Here is an 18,493-nt window from a genome sequence, read left to right as displayed (position 1 = left end):
CCGCAGTATTCGCTTTAGGAGATTGTCATGTCGAGCATCGGACACGATGTAACCGCGGGCCACGAACACGGTCACGCTCATGATCACGATGAGCACGCGCACGAACTGCCGTACGGCTGGCGTCGCTGGCTATTCGCGACCAACCACAAGGACATCGGTACATTGTACCTGCTGTTCTCGTTCATCATGTTCCTCTCCGGGGGCGTGATGGCGTTGATGATCCGCGCCGAGCTCTTCGAGCCCGGCTTGCAGATCATGCGACCGGAGTTCTTCAACCAGTTGACCACCATGCACGGCCTGATCATGGTATTCGGCGCGATCATGCCGGCATTCGTGGGCTTCGCGAACTGGATGATTCCGCTGCAGATTGGCGCGTCGGACATGGCGTTCGCGCGCATGAACAACTTCAGCTTCTGGCTGCTGCCGGTTGCCGCCATTTTGCTGATCACGTCGTTCTTCGTTCCGGGCGGCGCGACCGCTGCAGGCTGGACGCTGTACGCGCCGTTGTCCACGCAGATGGGCCCGGGCATGGACTTCGCCATTTTCGCGATCCACCTGATGGGTGCGTCGTCGATCATGGGCGGGATCAACATTGTGGTGACCATCCTCAACATGCGCGCGCCCGGCATGACGCTCATGAAGATGCCCATGTTCTGCTGGACCTGGCTCATCACCGCGTACCTGCTGATTGCCGTGATGCCGGTGCTCGCGGGCGCAATCACCATGGTGCTGTTCGACCGCCACTTCGGCACGTCGTTCTTCAACGCGGCGGGCGGCGGCGATCCGGTGATGTACCAGCATATCTTCTGGTTCTTCGGGCATCCCGAGGTGTACATCATGATCTTGCCGGCGTTCGGGATCGTGTCGCAGGTGATCCCGGCGTTCTCGCGCAAGCCGCTGTTCGGCTATAGCTCGATGGTGTATGCAACGGCATCTATCGCGATCCTGTCGTTCATGGTCTGGGCGCACCACATGTTCGCGACCGGCATGCCGGTGACGGGCCAGTTGTTCTTCATGTACGCGACCATGCTGATCGCGGTGCCAACGGGCGTGAAGGTGTTCAACTGGGTCGCCACCATGTGGCGCGGTGCGTTGAGCTTCGAAACACCGATGGTCTTTGCCATCGGCTTCCTGTTCGTGTTCACCATGGGCGGCTTCACGGGGCTGATCCTGTCCATGGCGCCGCTCGATATCCAGATGCACGGCACTTACTACGTGGTGGCGCACTTCCACTACGTGCTGGTGGCCGGTTCGCTGTTTGCGCTGTTCTCGGGCTGGTACTACTGGGCGCCGAAGTGGACGGGCTGGATGTACAACGAGACGCGCGGCAAGATCCACTTCTGGGCGTCGATGATCTTCTTCAACATCACGTTCTTCCCGATGCATTTCCTGGGTCTTGCCGGCATGCCGCGTCGTTATGCGGATTACCCGGCGCAGTTCACGGACTTCAACCAGGTTGCGACGATCGGTGCGTTTGGTTTTGGCCTGGCGCAGGTGTACTTCCTGTTCGCAGTCGCGTTGCCCGCGTATCGGGGCGGTGGCGATCTGGTGAAGGCGGATGACAAGCCGTGGGACGGCGCCGAAGGACTGGAGTGGACCGTGCCAAGCCCGGCTCCGTTCCACACGTTCGAGCGTCCGCCGCAAGTGGAGTAAGGTTTATGGCGGCGCGTTCCGTGAAACAGCGGGACGCCGCGCCATGCAGCATTCAGCGGCACCACGACAGCGAAATGCATGACTAGCGGAATAAAGCCTGATCGGATGACCCGTAATTCACAGAAGCAACGCACGCCGGCGGAAGTTCGCGCGGGCAACAAGCGGCTCGGATTGATCCTGCTGGCGGTCGCCGCGGTATTTTTCCTGGCTGTTGTTGTCGATCAGTACGTGCGTTCGAGGGGCTAGGAAGCAACGTGTCGACGCCTCAAGAGGTAAAGGAAGACCGCGCGTTTAATCGCACGATGATGTTCAAGCTGATCGTCGTGGCCGCCGCCATGTTCGGATTCGGTTTCGCGCTCGTGCCAATGTATCGCGCGATCTGTTCCATTACCGGCATCAACAACCTTGTGCAGCGCGACGTTGGCGCACGGGAAGCGAAGAACACGCAGGTGGACACGAGCCGCAAGATCGCCATCGAATTCGATGCCAACGCGCGCGGTCCGCTGCAGTTCAAGCCGGAGCAGAACACGCTGGACGTGCATCCGGGCGAAGTCATGACGGTGATGTACGAGGTGACCAACCAGCAGGCGCGCACGGTTCAGGCGCAAGCCATTCCAAGCTACGCGCCCATGCAGGCCACCGAGTACTTCAAGAAGATCGAGTGCTTTTGTTTTACGCAGCAAACGTTGAAGCCCAACGAGACGCGGCGCATGCCCGTGGTGTTCGTGGTGGACCCGAAGTTGCCGAAGGACGTGAAGACCATCACGTTGTCTTACACGTTTTTTGAATTGAACACGCCTGCGTCGGTGTCACGAAGCGGCATTTAACAAGGCCGCATGGCGGCAACATACGCGGGCGCAGTTCACCCGGCCGCGTAAAGCCGCATACGGCGGCGGAGAAGCATGATGGTGGAAACACAGAAGCCCGTTCCGAAGAGCAGTTTTCTCCGGTTGCTGAAGGCGGTTTTCTGGTCGTTCTTCGGCGTACGCCGCCGTCGCGATCTGGAAAGCGATGCGTCTTTGAATCCGTTGCATCTGATTGCGGCGGGCGTCATTGGAGCGGCGCTGTTTATCGTCGTGTTGCTGGTGGTGGTGCGGGCAGTAGTGGGATAAATTCGATGGAATCGCGTTCTCGCGATACCCACGGCAGAAAAAATCAAGCAACTGGATCGAAGTGGAGAATCAATAATGAGCGGTCAAAACGAAAGCCCGTACTATTTCGTCCCGCATCCGTCGAAGCATCCAATCATGGCCGCGACCGGTCTTCTGGTCTCCATGGCTTCGCTGGCATCGTGGGTCAATGGTGAACCGTGGGCGCCGATCACGTTTGTTGTCGGCCTGCTTTGGCTGTTGTACACGCTGTGGCATTGGTTCGGCGATTCCATCGGGGAATCCGAAGGCGGGATGTACGGCAAGAACGTCGACCTGTCGTACCGGTGGAGCATGAGCTGGTTCATCTTCTCCGAAGTCATGTTCTTCGGCGCATTTTTCGGCGCGCTGTTCTACGCGCGGCAGATCGCGCTGCATGAACTCGGCAGCCTGGATTACAAGCTGATCTGGCCGGACTTTACCGCCGTGTGGCCGAACAACGGTCCGGCTGCGCTGATTTCCCACTTCCGGTCCATGACGCCGTGGCCGTTGCCGACGATCAACACCGCGTTGCTGCTGAGTTCGGGCGCAACGCTCACCGTTGCTCACCATGCGCTGCGCGAGAATCATCGTAGGAAAACCATCATCTGGCTTGCTGCGACCGTTGGCCTGGGCCTGCTTTTCCTGTGCTGCCAGGGATACGAATACTTCCACGCGTACAACGAACTGAATCTGACGCTGGCTTCGGGCGTGTATGGCTCGACCTTCTTTTTGCTGACCGGCTTCCATGGCTTTCACGTGTTCCTCGGCGGCACCATGCTCACCGTCGTCCTGGTGCGTGTGATTCGCGGACACTTCACGGCGGAGCATCACTTCGCGTTCGAGGGCGCCGCGTGGTATTGGCACTTCGTGGACGTGGTTTGGCTTGGACTGTACGTAGTTGTGTACTGGCTGTAAGCGCTCGTAATGAAGGACCGCGCCCGTTGGCGCCGTCCTTTCAGGTAGTTTTGAAGTCGACAGAAAAGATGCTTTGCAAAGCGCCGCCTCGACATGATTCGGGCGGCGTTTTGCATTTAATTGCTGATTGGCGAAGTTGAGCAGGCAGCTTGCGATGCGCCGTTTTGCCGCAGGACTGGGCGCGCTGGCGAGTGCGTATTCGGTGACAATCCGCGAACGTCAAGCGTGAATGCTGATTCAAGCTGGCGCGAGCCCGGACGAACCGCGCATGTTTCGAGCAGGATCAGCGGCCGAGCGGGATACCGGTGGACTGGATCCATCCCATCCAGTGCGCGAACAGGATGAACAGAAACAGCGAGATCGACAGCCCGACACGCATGGCAAGTGACCACACCATGCGCTTGCTCTTGCCCTTGTCGGTCATCATGAAGTACAGCGCCGAACCCAGGCTCGCGATGATGAGAATGAATGCAATGGCAACGAATATGTGCATGAAAACAGCCAGTTGGCCTAAGAAGTTCAATCCTGTAATTATCGCACTGCAGGTAATGTGCCGCGTGCATGCTGAAAGTTTCGCTGCGGTCGCGAAAGCCGCTCTATCCGGAAAAACAGCAGGCGCTCTATGAAGATCCGTTTCTGGCCAGCGTTGATCATCCTGATCGTCATGGCGGTGACAATACGCCTTGGCTTTTGGCAACGCGACCGCGCGCATCAGAAAGAGCAGCTCAACGCGCGGATTGTCGCGTTCGAGAATGCGCCCGCGCGACGGCTGGGCGCTGTGCCGATGGCGCTGAAAGATATCGAATTCCATCGGGTGACGGCGCGTGGCACGTTCATGCCCGATCAGGTTGTCTATCTGGATAACCGGCCGTATAACGATCAGCCGGGTTTCTATGTCGTGATGCCGCTCAAGCTCGATGACGGCGGCGTGGTGCTGGTTAATCGGGGCTGGCTGCCGCGAAACATCTCGGATCGTACGGGCATTGAACCGTACGCCACGCCGGGCGGTGAAGTGGAAATCGAAGGGATTGCGCGCGCGAATGCATCGCAGGCTTTTGAGCTTGGGCAGGGCGGCTCGGCGGCGAAATTGAAGATTCGACAAAATCTGAATGTAGCCGCCTACGCTGCCGAAACTGGTTTGCCGCTGCAGCCGTTCGTGATCCAGCAAATGAATGACACCGGCGACAAACTGGTGCGGGGCTGGCCGGCGCCCACAACCGGTGTCGATACGAACTACGGCTACATGCTCCAGTGGTGGGGCATGGCGGCGGCTGCGCTCGGCTTTGGGCTATACGCCGCGCGTCGTGCGGCGAAAAAAGACGAGTCGAAAGACGGCGCGGCGCGCACGCTCGACAGCAACGCATAAAGTACTGAGCGAACCGACCGGCGCTCCTAAACGAATAGAGGCAACATTTTGTCCATGCAAACTCCCCGTCCTTCGCCGTCCGCCGTCAACAAGGCGCGGGCTCAGCAGCAGGAACGCGCGCCCGGTTCGTGGAACAAGGGCCGCTGGATGCTTGTGCTGCTCGCGTTCGTGTGCGCGGCGCCCGTGCTTGCATCGTATTTCATGTATTACGTGATCAAGCCAACGGGCGGCACGACGAGCTACGGCGCGCTGATCGAACCTCAGCGGCCGATTCCGGAACAACTCGTCGTCACCGATGAACAAGGCAAGCCGATGCCGCTCTCCGCCTTGCGCGGCAAGTGGCTGATGGTCACGGTCAACAGCGGCGATTGCGACGAGAAGTGCGTGACGCGCCTGTTCTTCATGCGGCAGGTTCGCGTGCTGCAATCGGCCGAGCGCGAGCGGGTGGTCAACGTCTGGCTGCGCACCGATAACAAACCGGTTTCATCCGTCATCCAGACTGCGTACCCGCAGCCGGACATGCGCATGCTTATCGCCGATCCGAAAGCCGTCGCTGCGTGGTTGCCGGCTGGCGCGGATTCGAAACTCACCGATCACATTTTCCTCGTCGATCCAAACGGTAATCTCATGATGCGTTTCCCGAAGGATCCGCAGCCCGAAAAGATCAAGGCGGACTTGGCGAAGCTGCTGAAGTGGTCGCGGATTGGCTGAACGGAAACGGCAATGAAGGCGATGACGTGTTGAGGACCCTGCAGGCATGACTTACGTTTTACAACTTGGCTTGATCGGCATCTGCATTGCATTGCTGCCGCTGTCGTACGTGTGGGTGAAAGCGGACGACAACAAATTCCGCAAGCTGGTCTGGCTGACGACTTTCCTGACGCTCGACCTCGTGATGTTCGGCGGATTCACGCGGCTCACGGATTCGGGTCTCGGCTGTCCCGACTGGCCCGGATGCTATGGGACGTCGTCGCCGTTTATTGCGCATGCAGCAATCACGGCCGCGCATCAGGCCATGCCCACGGGGCCGGTCAGTATCGGCAAGGCGTGGATTGAAATGATCCACCGCTACTTCGCAATGGCGATCGGCGTGTTGATCATCGCGCAGGTGATCATTGCGTGGACGGCGCGTCTGAAGCGGCGTGCGTCGCATGTCTCGCCGTGGTGGCCCACGTCCATCTTGCTGCTGATCGTGGTTCAGGGCGCGTTCGGCGCGTGGACGGTCACCATGAAACTGCAGCCGGTGATCGTGACGATCCATTTGCTGCTCGGTCTCGCGTTGCTGGGTGCGCTTGGCTGGCTGGCGGCGCGCCAGACGCCGATTCCCGCTATCGACCCAAGAGCCGCGCACTGGCTGCCAGCGGCGCTCGTGGGTCTGTTGTTGCTCATTGTGCAGATCGCGCTGGGCGGCTGGGTCAGCACCAACTACGCGGTGCTCGCCTGCACCGACTTCCCGCTGTGCAACGGCGCCTGGATCCCGCCGATGAACTTCGAGCACGGCTTTCACCTGTGGCGCGCGCTCGGCATGACCGGTGACGGCGATGTCATTTCGCAGGATGCGCTGGTCGCGATTCACTGGACGCATCGAACGTTTGCGGTGGTGGTCGTGCTTTATCTGCTGTGGCTCGCGGCGAAACTGCGTCGATTTGAGTCATTGAGAAGACCCGCGAACGGCGTAATGATCGTGATCGTCGTGCAGTTTCTGACGGGGTTGTCGAACATCGTGCTGCAATGGCCGCTGCCTGTCGCCGTGGCGCACAACGGCGGCGCCGCCATCCTGTTGCTACTGCTCGTTATGATAAACTTTCGAATCTCTTCCAGCCGTCACGGCCACGCTCTTAGTCTCGCCGTGGGATCGTCTGCCGTCACCCCACGGGACGCCGCACCACTCCCGCGCCAAGCTCCGTGAGTTCCTATGGACAGCACGACACTGATTTCCCCCTCCGGTAACCGCCTCTCGCAATACATGGCGCTGACCAAGCCGCGCGTGACGCAACTCGCGGTTTTCTGCGCGGTGATCGGCATGTTCCTGTCGACTCCCGGCATGGTGCCCTGGACCGTGCTGGTTGGCGGAACGGTCGGTATCTGGTTGCTGGCGGGCGCCGCGTTCGCGATCAACTGCCTGATGGAACAAAAAATCGATGCCATGATGCGCCGCACCGCATGGCGTCCGTCCGCGCGCGGCGAGATCACGCCCGCGCAGATCCTGCTGTTCTCGGCGGTGCTTGGCGGCGCGGGCATGTGGACGCTTTACACATTCACGAACGCGCTCACCATGTGGCTGACCATCGCCACGTTTGTTGGCTACGCCGTGATCTATACGTGCCTGCTCAAGCCGGCGACACCGCAGAACATCGTGATCGGCGGCGCGTCCGGCGCCATGCCGCCGGCGCTTGGCTGGGCGGCGGTGACAGGACATGTCCCCGGCGACGCGTGGATTCTCGTGCTGATCATCTTCGTGTGGACGCCGCCGCATTTCTGGGCGCTAGCGCTTTACAGAAGGAAGGACTACGAGAACGCGGGCTTGCCCATGCTGCCCAATACGCATGGCGAGAAGTACACGCGGCTGCATATCTTCCTGTACTCCATCATCTTGTTCGCCGTGACCATGATGCCGTTCATCTCGGGCATGAACGGCGTGCTGTACCTTGCGTCCGCCGTTGTGCTCGGCGGCATGTTCCTCGGGTACGCGTGGAAGATTTATCGTGATTATTCCGATGCCCTTGCGCGCAAGACCTTCCGGTTCTCCATCGTGTATTTGTCGCTGCTGTTTGGCGCATTGCTCGTGGATCATTACGTGCGCACGGTGATTGGCGTATGAAGTTTTCAGTTCGCGGGATCGTTGCATGGATGGGATTCGCGCTGGTTGCGGCATTGCTCGCCGCGTGCGACAGCAAGCCGGCGTTCACGAATCTCGACATTACCGGCAACACGCAGTTCGGCAGCGACTTCTCATTGCCCGATACCGGTGGCAAGACCCGTACGATGGCCGACTTCAAGGGCAAAGCTGTGGTCTTGTTCTTCGGTTATACGCATTGCCCCGACGTATGTCCGACCACCATGGCGGAGTTGTCGCAGGCGCTCCAGAAACTCGGCGACGACGCCAAGCGCGTTCAAGTGCTGATGGTCACCGTCGATCCAACCCGCGATACCGCGCCGCTGCTGAGCGAATATGTATCGGCGTTCAACCCATCGTTCATTGGCCTGCGGCCTGCGGATAACGCTCAACTCGTGAAAATCACGAAGGACTTCCGCGTGTATTACGCGCAGGTTCCGGGCAAGACGGCCGGCGAATACACAATGGACCATACGGCCGCAAGCTACGTATTCGACCCGCAAGGACGCTTGAGGTTATTCGCTCGCGACGGGCAGGGCGTCGATATCTGGGTTCATGACTTGAAGCTGTTGCTGGATTAAGACCTGGCGTGCCGCGTTTGCGCGAAAAATGGAGAGCCCGTTACAACGAAAGTTGAAACGGGCTTTTTGCATTTAACGCCGGCTATTTCAGGTATTTCTGCAACACCGCGTCCGTTTCATTCCGCTCTTGAAATCCGCAACCGCGAAGCAGCGGCTCAACCAGTTCGTGCTGAAGATCGGGCACGCAGCCGAGCCGCTCATAGCCTGCTTCGATAGCGAACTCCTCGCACGCTTCGAGTAACCGGTGGCCGATGCCTTTGCGTTCTGCATCGGCGTCGACGAACACGATCGCAATCCGTGCATCGGCTGACGCAGGCGCGCAGATCAGCAAAGCCGCGCCCACGCTTACACCCTCTTTTTCCGCAATCCAGCACGCATTGCGCGTGGGATCGGGCGCCGTCAGGAAATCCGCGACGACCTTCGCGGCGCGCATCTCACGAGCCTGCTTCGCAGCCGGGCCGCCGGTCGCGAACTCGGCTTCGCGTTCGACGATCCAGCCAAAATCACCCGGGCGGGGACCGCGTAGCCGAACGCACGGCGTCTCGAGCGGCAGGGTGAGCAATTTTTCGACGACTTCCATCGATGCCACCAGTTTCGAACTCTCGTCCGGCGTCATGGATTCGAGAGCCATCGACACATTGTTGCGCATGCGGGTGCTGGTTGCCGCGAGCGCGCTTTCGCCCGCAAGGGTTAGCGAAACGCGGTGGCTGCGTGCATCGCCGGCAAATGGCGTTCTCCGGATCAACCCGCTGCGTTCGAACTCGTTGAGCATCCGGCTGAGATAGCCCGTGTTGATCTGAAGCGTGCGCGATAGCTCGGCCGCGATCGTCGTACCCGCGTGCATGACCGCGAAAAGCACGCGCCACTCAGTCGGCGACAACGCACTTTGCTCCACGAGTTCGTGTGGCGCCCAGACGTGTTGTGTATAAAACCATTGAAAGCGGCGCACCGCATCCCTCAGACCCTCGCTTGAGTCTCTCCGCATTTTTTGCCTCGTTCCATGTATTCACGCGTCGCGCCGATTTCCCCGGCGATTCGATCGGAATCATTGTGCCGAAAAATAGGATGGCCGTGCGATCCTTGCGTGATACGGCAACTTGCATAGACGTTCGGACGACTATAGTGTGTAGACCAACTGCATTAAAGTGGGCTGTATCCAAGGGTTAGTACTAGTGCAAATCCAAACATGAAACAACAAAATTTTTTATTTAACCTATTGATAATTAACAAGTTTAACGAACTCTGAAAAAATGATTTCGTAAATTGACTGGTATTATTTTGGTTATATAATGGGCTCGCTGATTTAACGGTTACTTCGACAAATCCTATGCAGAATCTGCATACAAGTCATCGTAGAAATTGATCAAAAAGCGTCAATTAAAGTGTCGTTGATCCGGTGGATGGAAGCCTGATCTTCGTCGGCTGAGATGACGCGAAAGATGTCCATAAAAACAATCCGGGGCAAGAAACGCCGTTGCTGGAAACGCCAGATTTGACGTGTTGTGTCGCTGGCAATGCCAGCCTGCTCGCAGCGGGCGCGGCGGCGGTTCGAGCCTTATCGCGCGTTGAGCGCCGCCAGCTGGCACTTCTGTGCGAGCGCCCGCGAGCGCGGCCAAGGCGCGTCATGCTGTACGTTTCACGAGAGAGATTCATGCTGAAAGGAAACATCCTGACGACCGACGGCTGGATACACGGCTCGATCGCGTTCGAGAACGGCCGGGTGACGGCGCTTGAAGGAGCGCGCGTGGACCCGAGGACGAATGACGCTCCGTACATCCTGCCGGGTTTTATCGACTGTCACGTGCATGGCGGTGGGGGCGCCGACATCATGGAAGGCGGCGACGCCGCGGCTACCGTTGCGCGCGAACACGCGAAACACGGCACGACCAGCATGCTCGCCACCACCATGACCGCACCCCGCGACGAATTGATGGCGGTGGTTGCCGGCCTGGGTGAACAGGCCATTCGCCGGGCGCCCGGTGGCGCGCGCGTTCTGGGCGTGCACCTTGAGGGCCCGTACATCAATCCCGGAAAGCTCGGCGCGCAGCCCGATGCAGCCGCAGTCGCCGTGCGCGACGAAGTGTTGAAGTATCTTTCGCTCGCGCCTATCCGCGTGGTGACCATTGCCCCGGAAATCTCCGGCCACATTGAAGTGATCCAGGAAATGGCGGCGCGCGGCGTACGGGTGCAACTGGGCCATTCGCTCGGCACATACGACGACGCGGTCAATGCTCTCAAACACGGCGCGCGTGGTTTCACGCATTTGTTCAACGCCATGTCGCCGTTGCATCATCGCGATCCCGGCATGGTGGGCGCCGCGCTCGCACATGCCGAGTACGCCGAACTCATTCCCGATCTTCTCCATGTGCATCCCGGCGCAATTCGCGCCGCGCTGCGCGCCATTCCGCGCTTGTACGTCGTCACGGACAGCACGTCGGCATCCGGCATGCCCGATGGCGAATATCGCCTGGGCAGCCAGCACGTGACCAAGTGCATGGGCGGCGTGCGTCTCGCCGACGGCACGCTCGCGGGCAGCACGCTGACGATGGATCAGGCGCTGCGCAATCTTGTTTCCATCGGCTTGCCAATGGAAGACGTTTCCAATCGCCTGTCACGCTACGCCGCCGACTATCTCGGGCTCGAGGACCGGGGCCGGATTGCGCGTGGCGCGTGGGCGGACCTCGTCGTGTTCGACCGTGAACTGGCGTTGACAGCAACTTATGTAGAAGGTGAATCAATTGTCGAATATGCTTGATGAAGCGCTGGCATCCGCCGACGTGGTGGTTGCCCAGCTTGCCGATACATCCCACATAGAAGCGCTCGCCGCGCGGCTCGCCGAAGAGCCGCGGCACGTTGCGCTGACGGTGGCGCGCGGTTCCTCGGACCACGCGGCCAGTTACTTCGCAGGCCTGACCATGAGCCGCATTGGCGTGCCGGTCGCCTCGTTGCCCATGTCGGTCGCAACCCTGCAGCAAGCGCCTTTGCGTGTGAAGGGCCAACTGGCCGTGGCGTTCTCGCAGTCGGGCAAGAGCCCGGATCTGATTGGCACCATGCAGGCTTTGCGCGACGCCGGCGCACTGACCGTGGCCGCCGTGAATGCGCCCGGCTCGCCGCTCGCCGAAGCATGCGAGTGGAATCTGCCGCTGCTGGCCGGGCCGGAGTTGTCGGTGGCGGCGACCAAGAGCTATATCGCGATGTTGTCGCTGTCGGCCATTGTCATTGCGCATGTGCAGAAAGATGCCGAGTTGCTCAACGCGCTCAAGTCGTTGCCCGACGCCTTGCGCGCCGCCGGCAAGCTCGACTGGTCTCATGCCGTCAGCGAGCTCAGGGACGTCGAGAGCATGTTCGTGATCGGTCGTGGGCTGGGTCTTGCGATCGCTCAGGAAGCCGCGCTCAAGCTGAAGGAAACATCGGGCATTCAAGCCGAAGCGTTCTCCAGCGCAGAAGTACGGCATGGCCCGATGGAGCTCATCGGCGAAAACTATCCGCTGCTCGTATTCGCGCCGCGCGGACCGGAGCAGGCTGGCTTGATCCAGCTTGCCCGCGACATGCGCGCCCGCGGCGCACGCGTGCTGCTCGCCGCGCCCGCCGATATTCCCGAAGCCACCTTGCCGCTCGTCGAGACCGCACATTTCGCGCTCGATCCCATCGCGGCGATCCTGTCTTTTTATGTGATGGCCGAAGGCCTGGCTGCCGCGCGCGGGCGCAATCCCGACGCGCCGCGCCATCTGGCCAAAGTCACCGAAACCCGTTAATCGAGAGAAATCCGATGCGTCGTGCCGAGGAGTCCCTGTTGAATCATTCCCCTGAAAACCAGAGCGATTTTGTATTGCTCGCGCCGCTTACCGGGCCAATGGTGCCACTCGTTGAGGTGCCGGATCCCGTATTCGCCGACGGCATGTTCGGCGACGGCATTGGCATCGATCCGCTCGCGGGCGTGATGGTCGCGCCGTGCGACGGCGTCATCACGCACCTCGCGCGCACGCACCACGCAGTGACGTTGCGCACCACGCAGGGCGCGGAAATCCTGGTGCACATCGGTATCGATACGGTGGAACTGGCGGGTAAAGGTTTTACGCCGAAGGTCGAGCAAGGCGCGAGCGTGCGCGCAGGCGACGTACTGATCGAGTTCGATGCCGACTACGTTGCGCAGCATGCGCCAAGTCTCGTCTCGGTGATTGCCGTGGCAAATAGCGATGCGTTCGAGGTGGTCAGCCGCGCCGGGCGCGGCATGTTGCGGGCGGGCGAAAGCCAGTTGCTGGTGTTGCGCGGCAAGGATGGCGTAAAAGCCGACGCAGCGCGCAGCACGTCGAACGTCACAGAAGAAGCGCGCCGCAGCGTCACGCTCGGCCAGTCGGGCGGCTTGCATGCGCGGCCGGCCGCGCGCGCCCGCGAAGCGGCGCGCGGTTTCGACGCCAAGGTCGAAGTGCGTTTCAATGGCCGCAAGGCGCCCATAGAAAGCGTGGTCGGCTTGCTCGGGCTCGGCGCGGGAGAAGGCGCGACTGTCGAGTTGCTTGGCGTGGGCGCTCAAGCTGCCGCTGCGGTGGAAGCGGTCGCGGCGGAGTTGCTGCGCGAAGCGCACGGCGAAGTGGAAGAGAAGCCGGCGCGCACGCGTTCGCCAGCGCCGGTTGCCGTTGCGCGCGACACAGGAACGCCGCTCGATCCGAATACGCTTGCGGGCGTATGTGCATCGGCGGGGATTGCGGTTGGCAAGCTGGTCCGCTGGGACGACAACGACATCACGCCGCCCGAACAGGCAACGGGCACATCGGCGGCGGAAAGCCGGCTGCTGGACAAGGCAATTGCCGCCATCGACGCAGAACTTGGCGAGACCGTGCGCACCGCTTCGCAGCGCGGCGCGGTGGGCGAGGCGGGTATTTTCGCGGTGCATCGCGTGCTGCTTGAAGACCCAACGCTGCTCGACGCAGCCCGCGACCTGATCAGCCTCGGCAAGAGCGCCGGGTTTGCATGGCGCGAAGCAATCCGCGCGCAGATCGTGCTGTTGTCGAACGTTGAAGATGCGTTGCTGGCGGAGCGCGCCGCGGATCTGCGCGATATCGAAAAACGCGTGTTGCGCGCACTTGGACTCACGAACACGGCCGCGCGCCAGTTGCCCGACGAAGCCGTTCTCGCCGCCGACGAGTTCACGCCGTCGGACCTTTCGTCGCTGGATCGAACGCGCGTGACGGCGCTCGTCATGGCGCGAGGCGGCGCGACCTCGCACGCGGCGATCATCGCGCGGCAGATCGGCATTCCGGCGCTGGTTGCCGTGGGCGATGCATTGCACGCAATCCCCGATGGCACGCAAGTCGTGGTCGACGCATCGGCGGGCCGTCTGGAATACGCGCCAACCGCACTCGATGTGGAACGCGCGCGCCTCGAGCGCCAGCGCCTGGCGGGCGTGCGCGAGGTGAACCGGCAGACGTCGCAGGAAGCGGCCGCCACGAGCGACGGCCGGACCATTGAAGTCGCGGCGAACATTGCGACCATCGACGACGCGAAGATCGCCGTTGAAAATGGCGCCGATGCCGTCGGCCTGCTGCGTACAGAACTCTTGTTCATTCATCGTCAGTCGGCGCCGAGCGCGGCCGAACATGAGGAAAGCTATCAATCGATTGTCGGCGCGCTAAGCGGACGCACGGCCATCATCCGCACGCTCGACGTGGGCGCCGACAAGGAAGTCGATTACCTGACGTTGCCGCCGGAAACCAACCCGGCGCTGGGCTTGCGCGGCATCCGCCTCGCGCAGGTGCGCCCCGATCTGCTCGACGACCAGTTGCGTGGTCTGCTCGCCGTGAAACCGTTCGGCACGGTGCGCATCCTGTTGCCCATGGTGACCGACTCGGGCGAGCTCGTGCGCTTGAGAAAGCGTATCGATGAACTCGCCGCCGAGATCGGCCGTACCGATCCCATTCAGGTCGGCGTGATGATCGAAGTGCCATCGGCGGCGCTCTTGGCCGATCAGCTTGCGCAGCACGCGGATTTCCTGTCCATCGGCACGAACGACCTGACGCAATACACGCTCGCCATGGACCGCTGCCAGGCAGATCTCGCGGCTCAGGCCGACGGCCTGCATCCTGCGGTCCTGCGCCTCATCAAGGCGGCGACGGACGGCGCGGCGAAGCACGGCAAGTGGGTCGGCGTGTGCGGCGCGCTCGGCGGCGACCCGGTCGCGGTGCCGTTGCTCGTGGGCCTCGGCGTGACGGAATTATCGGTGGATCCGGTTTCGGTCCCCGGCATCAAGGCGCTCGTGCGCAAACTCGATTACCCACTGTGCCGTCAACGCGCGCTCGATGCATTGGCGCTCGAATCGGCACAGGCAGTAAGAGCAGCAAGCCGCGAAATCTGGCCGCTGGACTAACACGTCCTTCCGGCGGCCAGCCTTCGCGTTCATTAGTAAAAAGAATCGATCGACACCACGTTTCACCTCACGATCAACGACAAGACACTTTTCTTTGGAGAATTCGATGGACGCCAACCCGTTTGCAAAAATGCAGCGACTCGGCCGCGCGCTGATGCTGCCGATTGCGGTGCTTCCGGTGGCCGGGCTGCTATTGCGCCTTGGTCAGCCGGATGTCTTCAACATCAAGATGATCGCCGATGCAGGCGACACCATCTTCACCAACCTGCCGCTCTTGTTCGCCATTGGCGTGGCAGTGGGTTTCGCGAAGGACAACAACGGTACGGCCGGCCTGGCTGGCGCGATCGGTTACCTGATCGAAATCGCGGTGATGAAGGACATCAACGACAAGCTCAATATGGGCGTGCTGTCGGGGATCGTTGCGGGTTGCGTGGCCGGGTATCTCTACAACCGGTACAAGGACATCAAGCTGCCTGAGTACCTCGCGTTCTTCGGAGGGAAACGCTTCGTGCCGATTGTCACGGGGGTGGCGTGTCTCGTGCTCGGCATTGTCTTTGGCTATATCTGGACGCCCATTCAGGCGGCTATCGATGCAGCCGGCGGCTGGCTGACGGGTGCGGGCGCTATTGGCGTGTTCGTGTTCGGCGTGCTGAACCGGATCCTGCTGGTAACGGGCCTGCACCACATCATCAACTCGCTTGCGTGGTTCGTGTTCGGCTCGTACACGCCAACGGGCGGCGGCGCAGCGGTGACGGGCGATCTGCATCGCTTCTTCGCCGGCGATAAAACCGCTGGCGGCTTCATGACGGGCTTCTTCCCGATCATGATGTTCGGCCTGCCGGCAGCGTGTCTCGCCATGTTCCATGAGGCGCCGAAGGAACGTCGCGCCGTTGTGGGCGGCTTGCTGTTCTCCATGGCGCTCACCGCATTCCTGACGGGCGTGACCGAGCCGATCGAGTACAGCTTCATGTTCCTCGCGCCGGTGCTGTATGCCATCCACGCCGTGCTCACGGGTTTGTCGCTCGCAATCTGCTCGGCCTTGGGCATTCACCTTGGCTTCACGTTCTCGGCTGGCGCAATCGACTATGTGCTGAACTACGGTCTTTCGCAGCGCGGCTGGTTGGCCATTCCAATCGGCCTGGTCTACGGCCTGGTCTATTACGGCCTCTTCCGCTTCTTCATCCGCAAGTTCAACATGGCGACGCCGGGTCGCGAGCCCGCAACGACCGACGCCGAAGTGGAATCGTTCGATAACACGGGCTTCGTTTCGCCGACTGCTGGCGCAAGCGTGCCGCGCGCCGTGCGTTACATCGCAGCCTTGGGCGGCGCGTCGAACCTGACGCTCGTCGATGCCTGCACGACCCGTCTGCGTCTTTCCGTGGTGGATGCGGAGAAGGTCTCGGAGCCGCAATTGAAGGCGATTGGCGCACGCGGCGTGTTGAAGCGCGGCGCGACGAACGTGCAGGTGATCATTGGACCGGAAGCCGATCTCATCTCCGATGAAATTCGTACCGAACTCGAGCGTTCATCGACACGCGGCGCGACGCCGGCCTCGTCCACACCCGCTGCGGCTGTTCCGGTGGCGGCAGTTCCTGTCGGCGAACAAGGCCCGCTCGATCCGGACCCCGTGCGCTGGCTCGCGGTGTTCGGCGGCGCGACGAACGTCGCTTCGCTCGACGCTGTGGCTACCACGCGTTTGCGTGTGGTCGTGCGCGATCCGTCGTCGGTTGATCGTCAACGCTTGTCGGCGCTCGACGTGGCATGGGTTTCCGCCGATACGTTTCACATTGTTGTAGGTAACGCGGCTCCGCGTTACGCCGCCACGCTGGCAAAGCGTCTTTCTCCTGGCAATGGAGCTTCGCCGCTGCCGGCGTGATGTCATTGGAATGTCCGGCGATTGATACCTAGGCGTATTAATCGTGTATTAATCGCCGAATATGCAAATCCGTGCGCACAGTCAGTGCGCACGTTTCATTTTCCCTCGGATTACTTTCAGACCCGGCATGGCGAAAGCCATGATCCGGGTCTATTATATTTCAGCCACAAAGCCAGTTTTGCAGCGGATTATTTAAAAAAGTTGGCACGCTGCTTTTCATAAATCAAAAAAAATAGAAACCCTGCTGGTGATTCAGATTGAGAAAAAATCAGTTTACCTGATCGATAAATCAATAAAACACGATTCGATTTGCGTTCCAATTCCTGTCAGGAGTCGTTCATGAGATTAAAGACCGCTATTTGGATAATGCTGATGTTTATAGCCGGAGTTGCTCACGCTAATCAGTTCAACGCACAGTGTGCTTACTCACATACTCTGCCAGACGATTCCATTGTGCATCCCGGCAAGCCGGGGCAAGCCATGATGCATGATTTTTTCGGAAATTCAAATACTGACGCCTACAGCACTTACGATTCATTAAACAGCAACAAGGTCATTACATGCGACACAGCCGCAGATCGCTCGGCATATTGGGCGCCGCAGTTGAAACGTGCGTCGGGTATTATCGCGCCCATGTACCAAAAGACGTACTACAAGAATGACCAGCCGGTCGCCGCTTTCCCTGTCCAACCCATTCCAGCAGGACTGGAAATGCTGGCAGGCGATCACATGGGTACGGTGCCGAATCCACATATCAACTTTCTGTGCGCCGGCAGCGGCAACTACACGACAACCATGCCGCAGCGCTGTCCACCCGCCAGCGGCGCCACCACTTCGCAATTCAATATCTCCGTGCATTTTCCGGACTGCTGGGACGGGAAAACCTTGGTACCCGCTCTGGGAGCAAATCAGGCTCAGAAGATGCAAAGCCTTATGCGCGCGGCAAACGGCGCGCTTAATGTAGCGTATAGGAACAGCGACGGCACCTGCCCAGCCGGGTATCCGGTGAAGATTCCAGAACTGCAGATGAACATTGCGTATGACCTCGGCAGTGATCCGGACCTGTCCACCGCGCAGCTTTCGCTTGATCCGATATTGCAAAACGGTCAATGGGTTCCGCAATGGGGAAGCATGTACACCGCACATGGAGATTTTGTGAACGCATGGCACGTGGAGACCATGCAATACCTAGTGGACACATGCATGAACAAAGGAGGAACGTCCGGCGGTCTTCCAGGCGCAACCTGTGACAAAAGTATTCCAGTCTATTATTCAGCGACTGCTGCGAACGTGCAAATGGATGTTAATGGCGCCATTAGCCCGGCCAGTACGACTTTGGTTTCGGCACCTGGCGACCTTATCTTCATGAAATTTCCCATGCCGGAAAACTTGGATGACTATCCGTACGTCGGCTCTTATCTCCAGACCCTGGGTGGAAACGTAACCGATTCGACCGCGGTTTCCCTCTGGATCTATAGCGCAACCCCGAATTGGGACGATGCATCAAACCCGCCAAACGCCTCTGCATGCAGTACGAGCGATTACATCGGGAAGATCTACGCCGATAACGTCCAGCAAGTGCGCAACAACGATATCAGCGCCTACATAGCGTCGCAAAAACAGGCGGGCGCAAAGCAGATTGCCGTCTGCATCCGCAATTCGACGTCAAAGACCTTTCAATTCTCGTCGCGTCAGGGTATCTGGGCACCGGGGTTATATTTGAAGTAATTATCTTTTGATTAATAAAAGGCCTGCGAAGTGCAGGCCTTTTATTC

At 60.2% G+C, this 18,493-nt stretch carries 18 protein-coding genes; 16 read left to right on the top strand and 2 right to left on the bottom strand.

All coding sequences use genetic code 11. The annotated features are described in order from the left end of the window. Positions 1-27 precede the first annotated feature (27 nt). The 5 genes from ctaD to AWB64_RS03905 all read left to right on the top strand — a co-directional run bounded on the left by ctaD (position 28) and on the right by AWB64_RS03905 (position 3,698). Positions 28-1,653, top strand: a complete 1,626-nt coding sequence (gene ctaD, locus AWB64_RS03920; RefSeq protein ID WP_060817326.1) for a cytochrome c oxidase subunit I — start codon at positions 28-30, stop codon at positions 1,651-1,653. Positions 1,654-1,758: 105 nt separating this feature from the next. Then, entirely contained in the window at positions 1,759-1,899 is a 141-nt protein-coding gene (locus tag AWB64_RS31855) for a cytochrome oxidase small assembly protein (RefSeq protein ID WP_047895570.1), read from the top strand. An 8-nt stretch (positions 1,900-1,907) separates the two neighbouring features. Next, positions 1,908-2,480 (top strand): cytochrome c oxidase assembly protein, encoded by a 573-nt coding sequence (locus tag AWB64_RS03915; RefSeq protein WP_075643234.1) that lies wholly within the window; start codon positions 1,908-1,910, stop codon positions 2,478-2,480. A gap of 78 nt (positions 2,481-2,558) precedes the next feature. Next, on the top strand, positions 2,559-2,765 hold the full coding sequence (locus AWB64_RS03910) for a DUF2970 domain-containing protein (RefSeq protein ID WP_099050486.1): 207 nt from the start codon (positions 2,559-2,561) through the stop codon (positions 2,763-2,765). Between the two features lie 75 nt (positions 2,766-2,840). Continuing rightward, the gene (locus AWB64_RS03905) at positions 2,841-3,698 is read left to right on the top strand and encodes a cytochrome c oxidase subunit 3 (protein WP_060817323.1); all 858 of its coding nucleotides are present in this window, start codon (positions 2,841-2,843) and stop codon (positions 3,696-3,698) included. Between the two features lie 283 nt (positions 3,699-3,981). On the opposite strand, the gene AWB64_RS03900 is transcribed toward AWB64_RS03905, so the two are convergent. Next, positions 3,982-4,191: a twin transmembrane helix small protein gene (locus tag AWB64_RS03900; protein ID WP_060817322.1), complete on the bottom strand. Its 210-nt coding sequence runs from the start codon at positions 4,189-4,191 to the stop codon at positions 3,982-3,984. On the opposite strand from AWB64_RS03900, the gene AWB64_RS32495 reads away from it, so the two are divergent. From AWB64_RS32495 to AWB64_RS03875, 6 genes are read left to right on the top strand one after another with little or no spacing between them, the layout of a single operon-like run. Further along, entirely contained in the window at positions 4,190-4,324 is a 135-nt protein-coding gene (locus AWB64_RS32495; protein WP_279616246.1) for a hypothetical protein, read from the top strand. The genes AWB64_RS03900 and AWB64_RS32495 overlap by 2 nt on opposite strands. After that, positions 4,321-5,064, top strand: coding sequence for an SURF1 family protein (locus AWB64_RS03895; RefSeq protein WP_060817321.1), 744 nt, complete (start codon positions 4,321-4,323; stop codon positions 5,062-5,064). Before AWB64_RS32495 ends, AWB64_RS03895 begins: the two co-directional genes overlap by 4 nt. Positions 5,065-5,112: 48 nt before the next feature. Continuing rightward, positions 5,113-5,775 (top strand): SCO family protein, encoded by a 663-nt coding sequence (locus AWB64_RS03890; protein WP_082850358.1) that lies wholly within the window; start codon positions 5,113-5,115, stop codon positions 5,773-5,775. Between the two features lie 46 nt (positions 5,776-5,821). Beyond that, positions 5,822-6,973: a COX15/CtaA family protein gene (locus AWB64_RS03885; RefSeq protein ID WP_060817319.1), complete on the top strand. Its 1,152-nt coding sequence runs from the start codon at positions 5,822-5,824 to the stop codon at positions 6,971-6,973. 6 nt (positions 6,974-6,979) lie between these two features. Further along, positions 6,980-7,885, top strand: a complete 906-nt coding sequence (cyoE, locus tag AWB64_RS03880) for a heme o synthase (protein ID WP_060817318.1) — start codon at positions 6,980-6,982, stop codon at positions 7,883-7,885. Then, on the top strand, positions 7,882-8,481 hold the full coding sequence (locus AWB64_RS03875; protein ID WP_060817317.1) for an SCO family protein: 600 nt from the start codon (positions 7,882-7,884) through the stop codon (positions 8,479-8,481). Before cyoE ends, AWB64_RS03875 begins: the two co-directional genes overlap by 4 nt. Positions 8,482-8,563: 82 nt before the next feature. On the opposite strand, the gene AWB64_RS03870 is transcribed toward AWB64_RS03875, so the two are convergent. After that, positions 8,564-9,466, bottom strand: coding sequence for a bifunctional helix-turn-helix transcriptional regulator/GNAT family N-acetyltransferase (locus AWB64_RS03870; RefSeq protein ID WP_060817316.1), 903 nt, complete (start codon positions 9,464-9,466; stop codon positions 8,564-8,566). 666 nt (positions 9,467-10,132) lie between these two features. Between AWB64_RS03870 and nagA the strand changes: the two genes are divergently transcribed. The 5 genes from nagA to AWB64_RS03845 all read left to right on the top strand — a co-directional run bounded on the left by nagA (position 10,133) and on the right by AWB64_RS03845 (position 18,446). Further along, positions 10,133-11,236, top strand: coding sequence for an N-acetylglucosamine-6-phosphate deacetylase (gene nagA, locus AWB64_RS03865; protein WP_060817315.1), 1,104 nt, complete (start codon positions 10,133-10,135; stop codon positions 11,234-11,236). Next, complete coding sequence (locus AWB64_RS03860; RefSeq protein ID WP_060817314.1) at positions 11,229-12,236, top strand: SIS domain-containing protein; 1,008 nt, start codon at positions 11,229-11,231, stop codon at positions 12,234-12,236. The genes nagA and AWB64_RS03860 overlap by 8 nt, the downstream gene beginning before the upstream one ends. 14 nt (positions 12,237-12,250) lie before the next feature. Further along, positions 12,251-14,842 (top strand): phosphoenolpyruvate--protein phosphotransferase, encoded by a 2,592-nt coding sequence (gene ptsP / locus AWB64_RS03855; protein WP_060817313.1) that lies wholly within the window; start codon positions 12,251-12,253, stop codon positions 14,840-14,842. Between the two features lie 106 nt (positions 14,843-14,948). Then, entirely contained in the window at positions 14,949-16,718 is a 1,770-nt protein-coding gene (gene nagE / locus AWB64_RS03850; RefSeq protein WP_060817312.1) for an N-acetylglucosamine-specific PTS transporter subunit IIBC, read from the top strand. A 339-nt stretch (positions 16,719-17,057) separates the two neighbouring features. Then, a complete protein-coding gene (locus AWB64_RS03845) occupies positions 17,058-18,446 on the top strand; it encodes a DUF1996 domain-containing protein (RefSeq protein WP_060817311.1) in 1,389 nt (462 codons plus the stop codon). The last annotated feature ends 47 nt before the right edge of the window (positions 18,447-18,493 follow it).

The sequence above is a fragment of the Caballeronia sordidicola genome, from assembly GCF_001544455.2.
GTDB lineage: Bacteria > Pseudomonadota > Gammaproteobacteria > Burkholderiales > Burkholderiaceae > Caballeronia > Caballeronia sordidicola.
The sequence above is the reverse complement of the archived record's forward strand: the minus strand, read 5'-3'. Positions and strand labels throughout refer to the sequence as shown.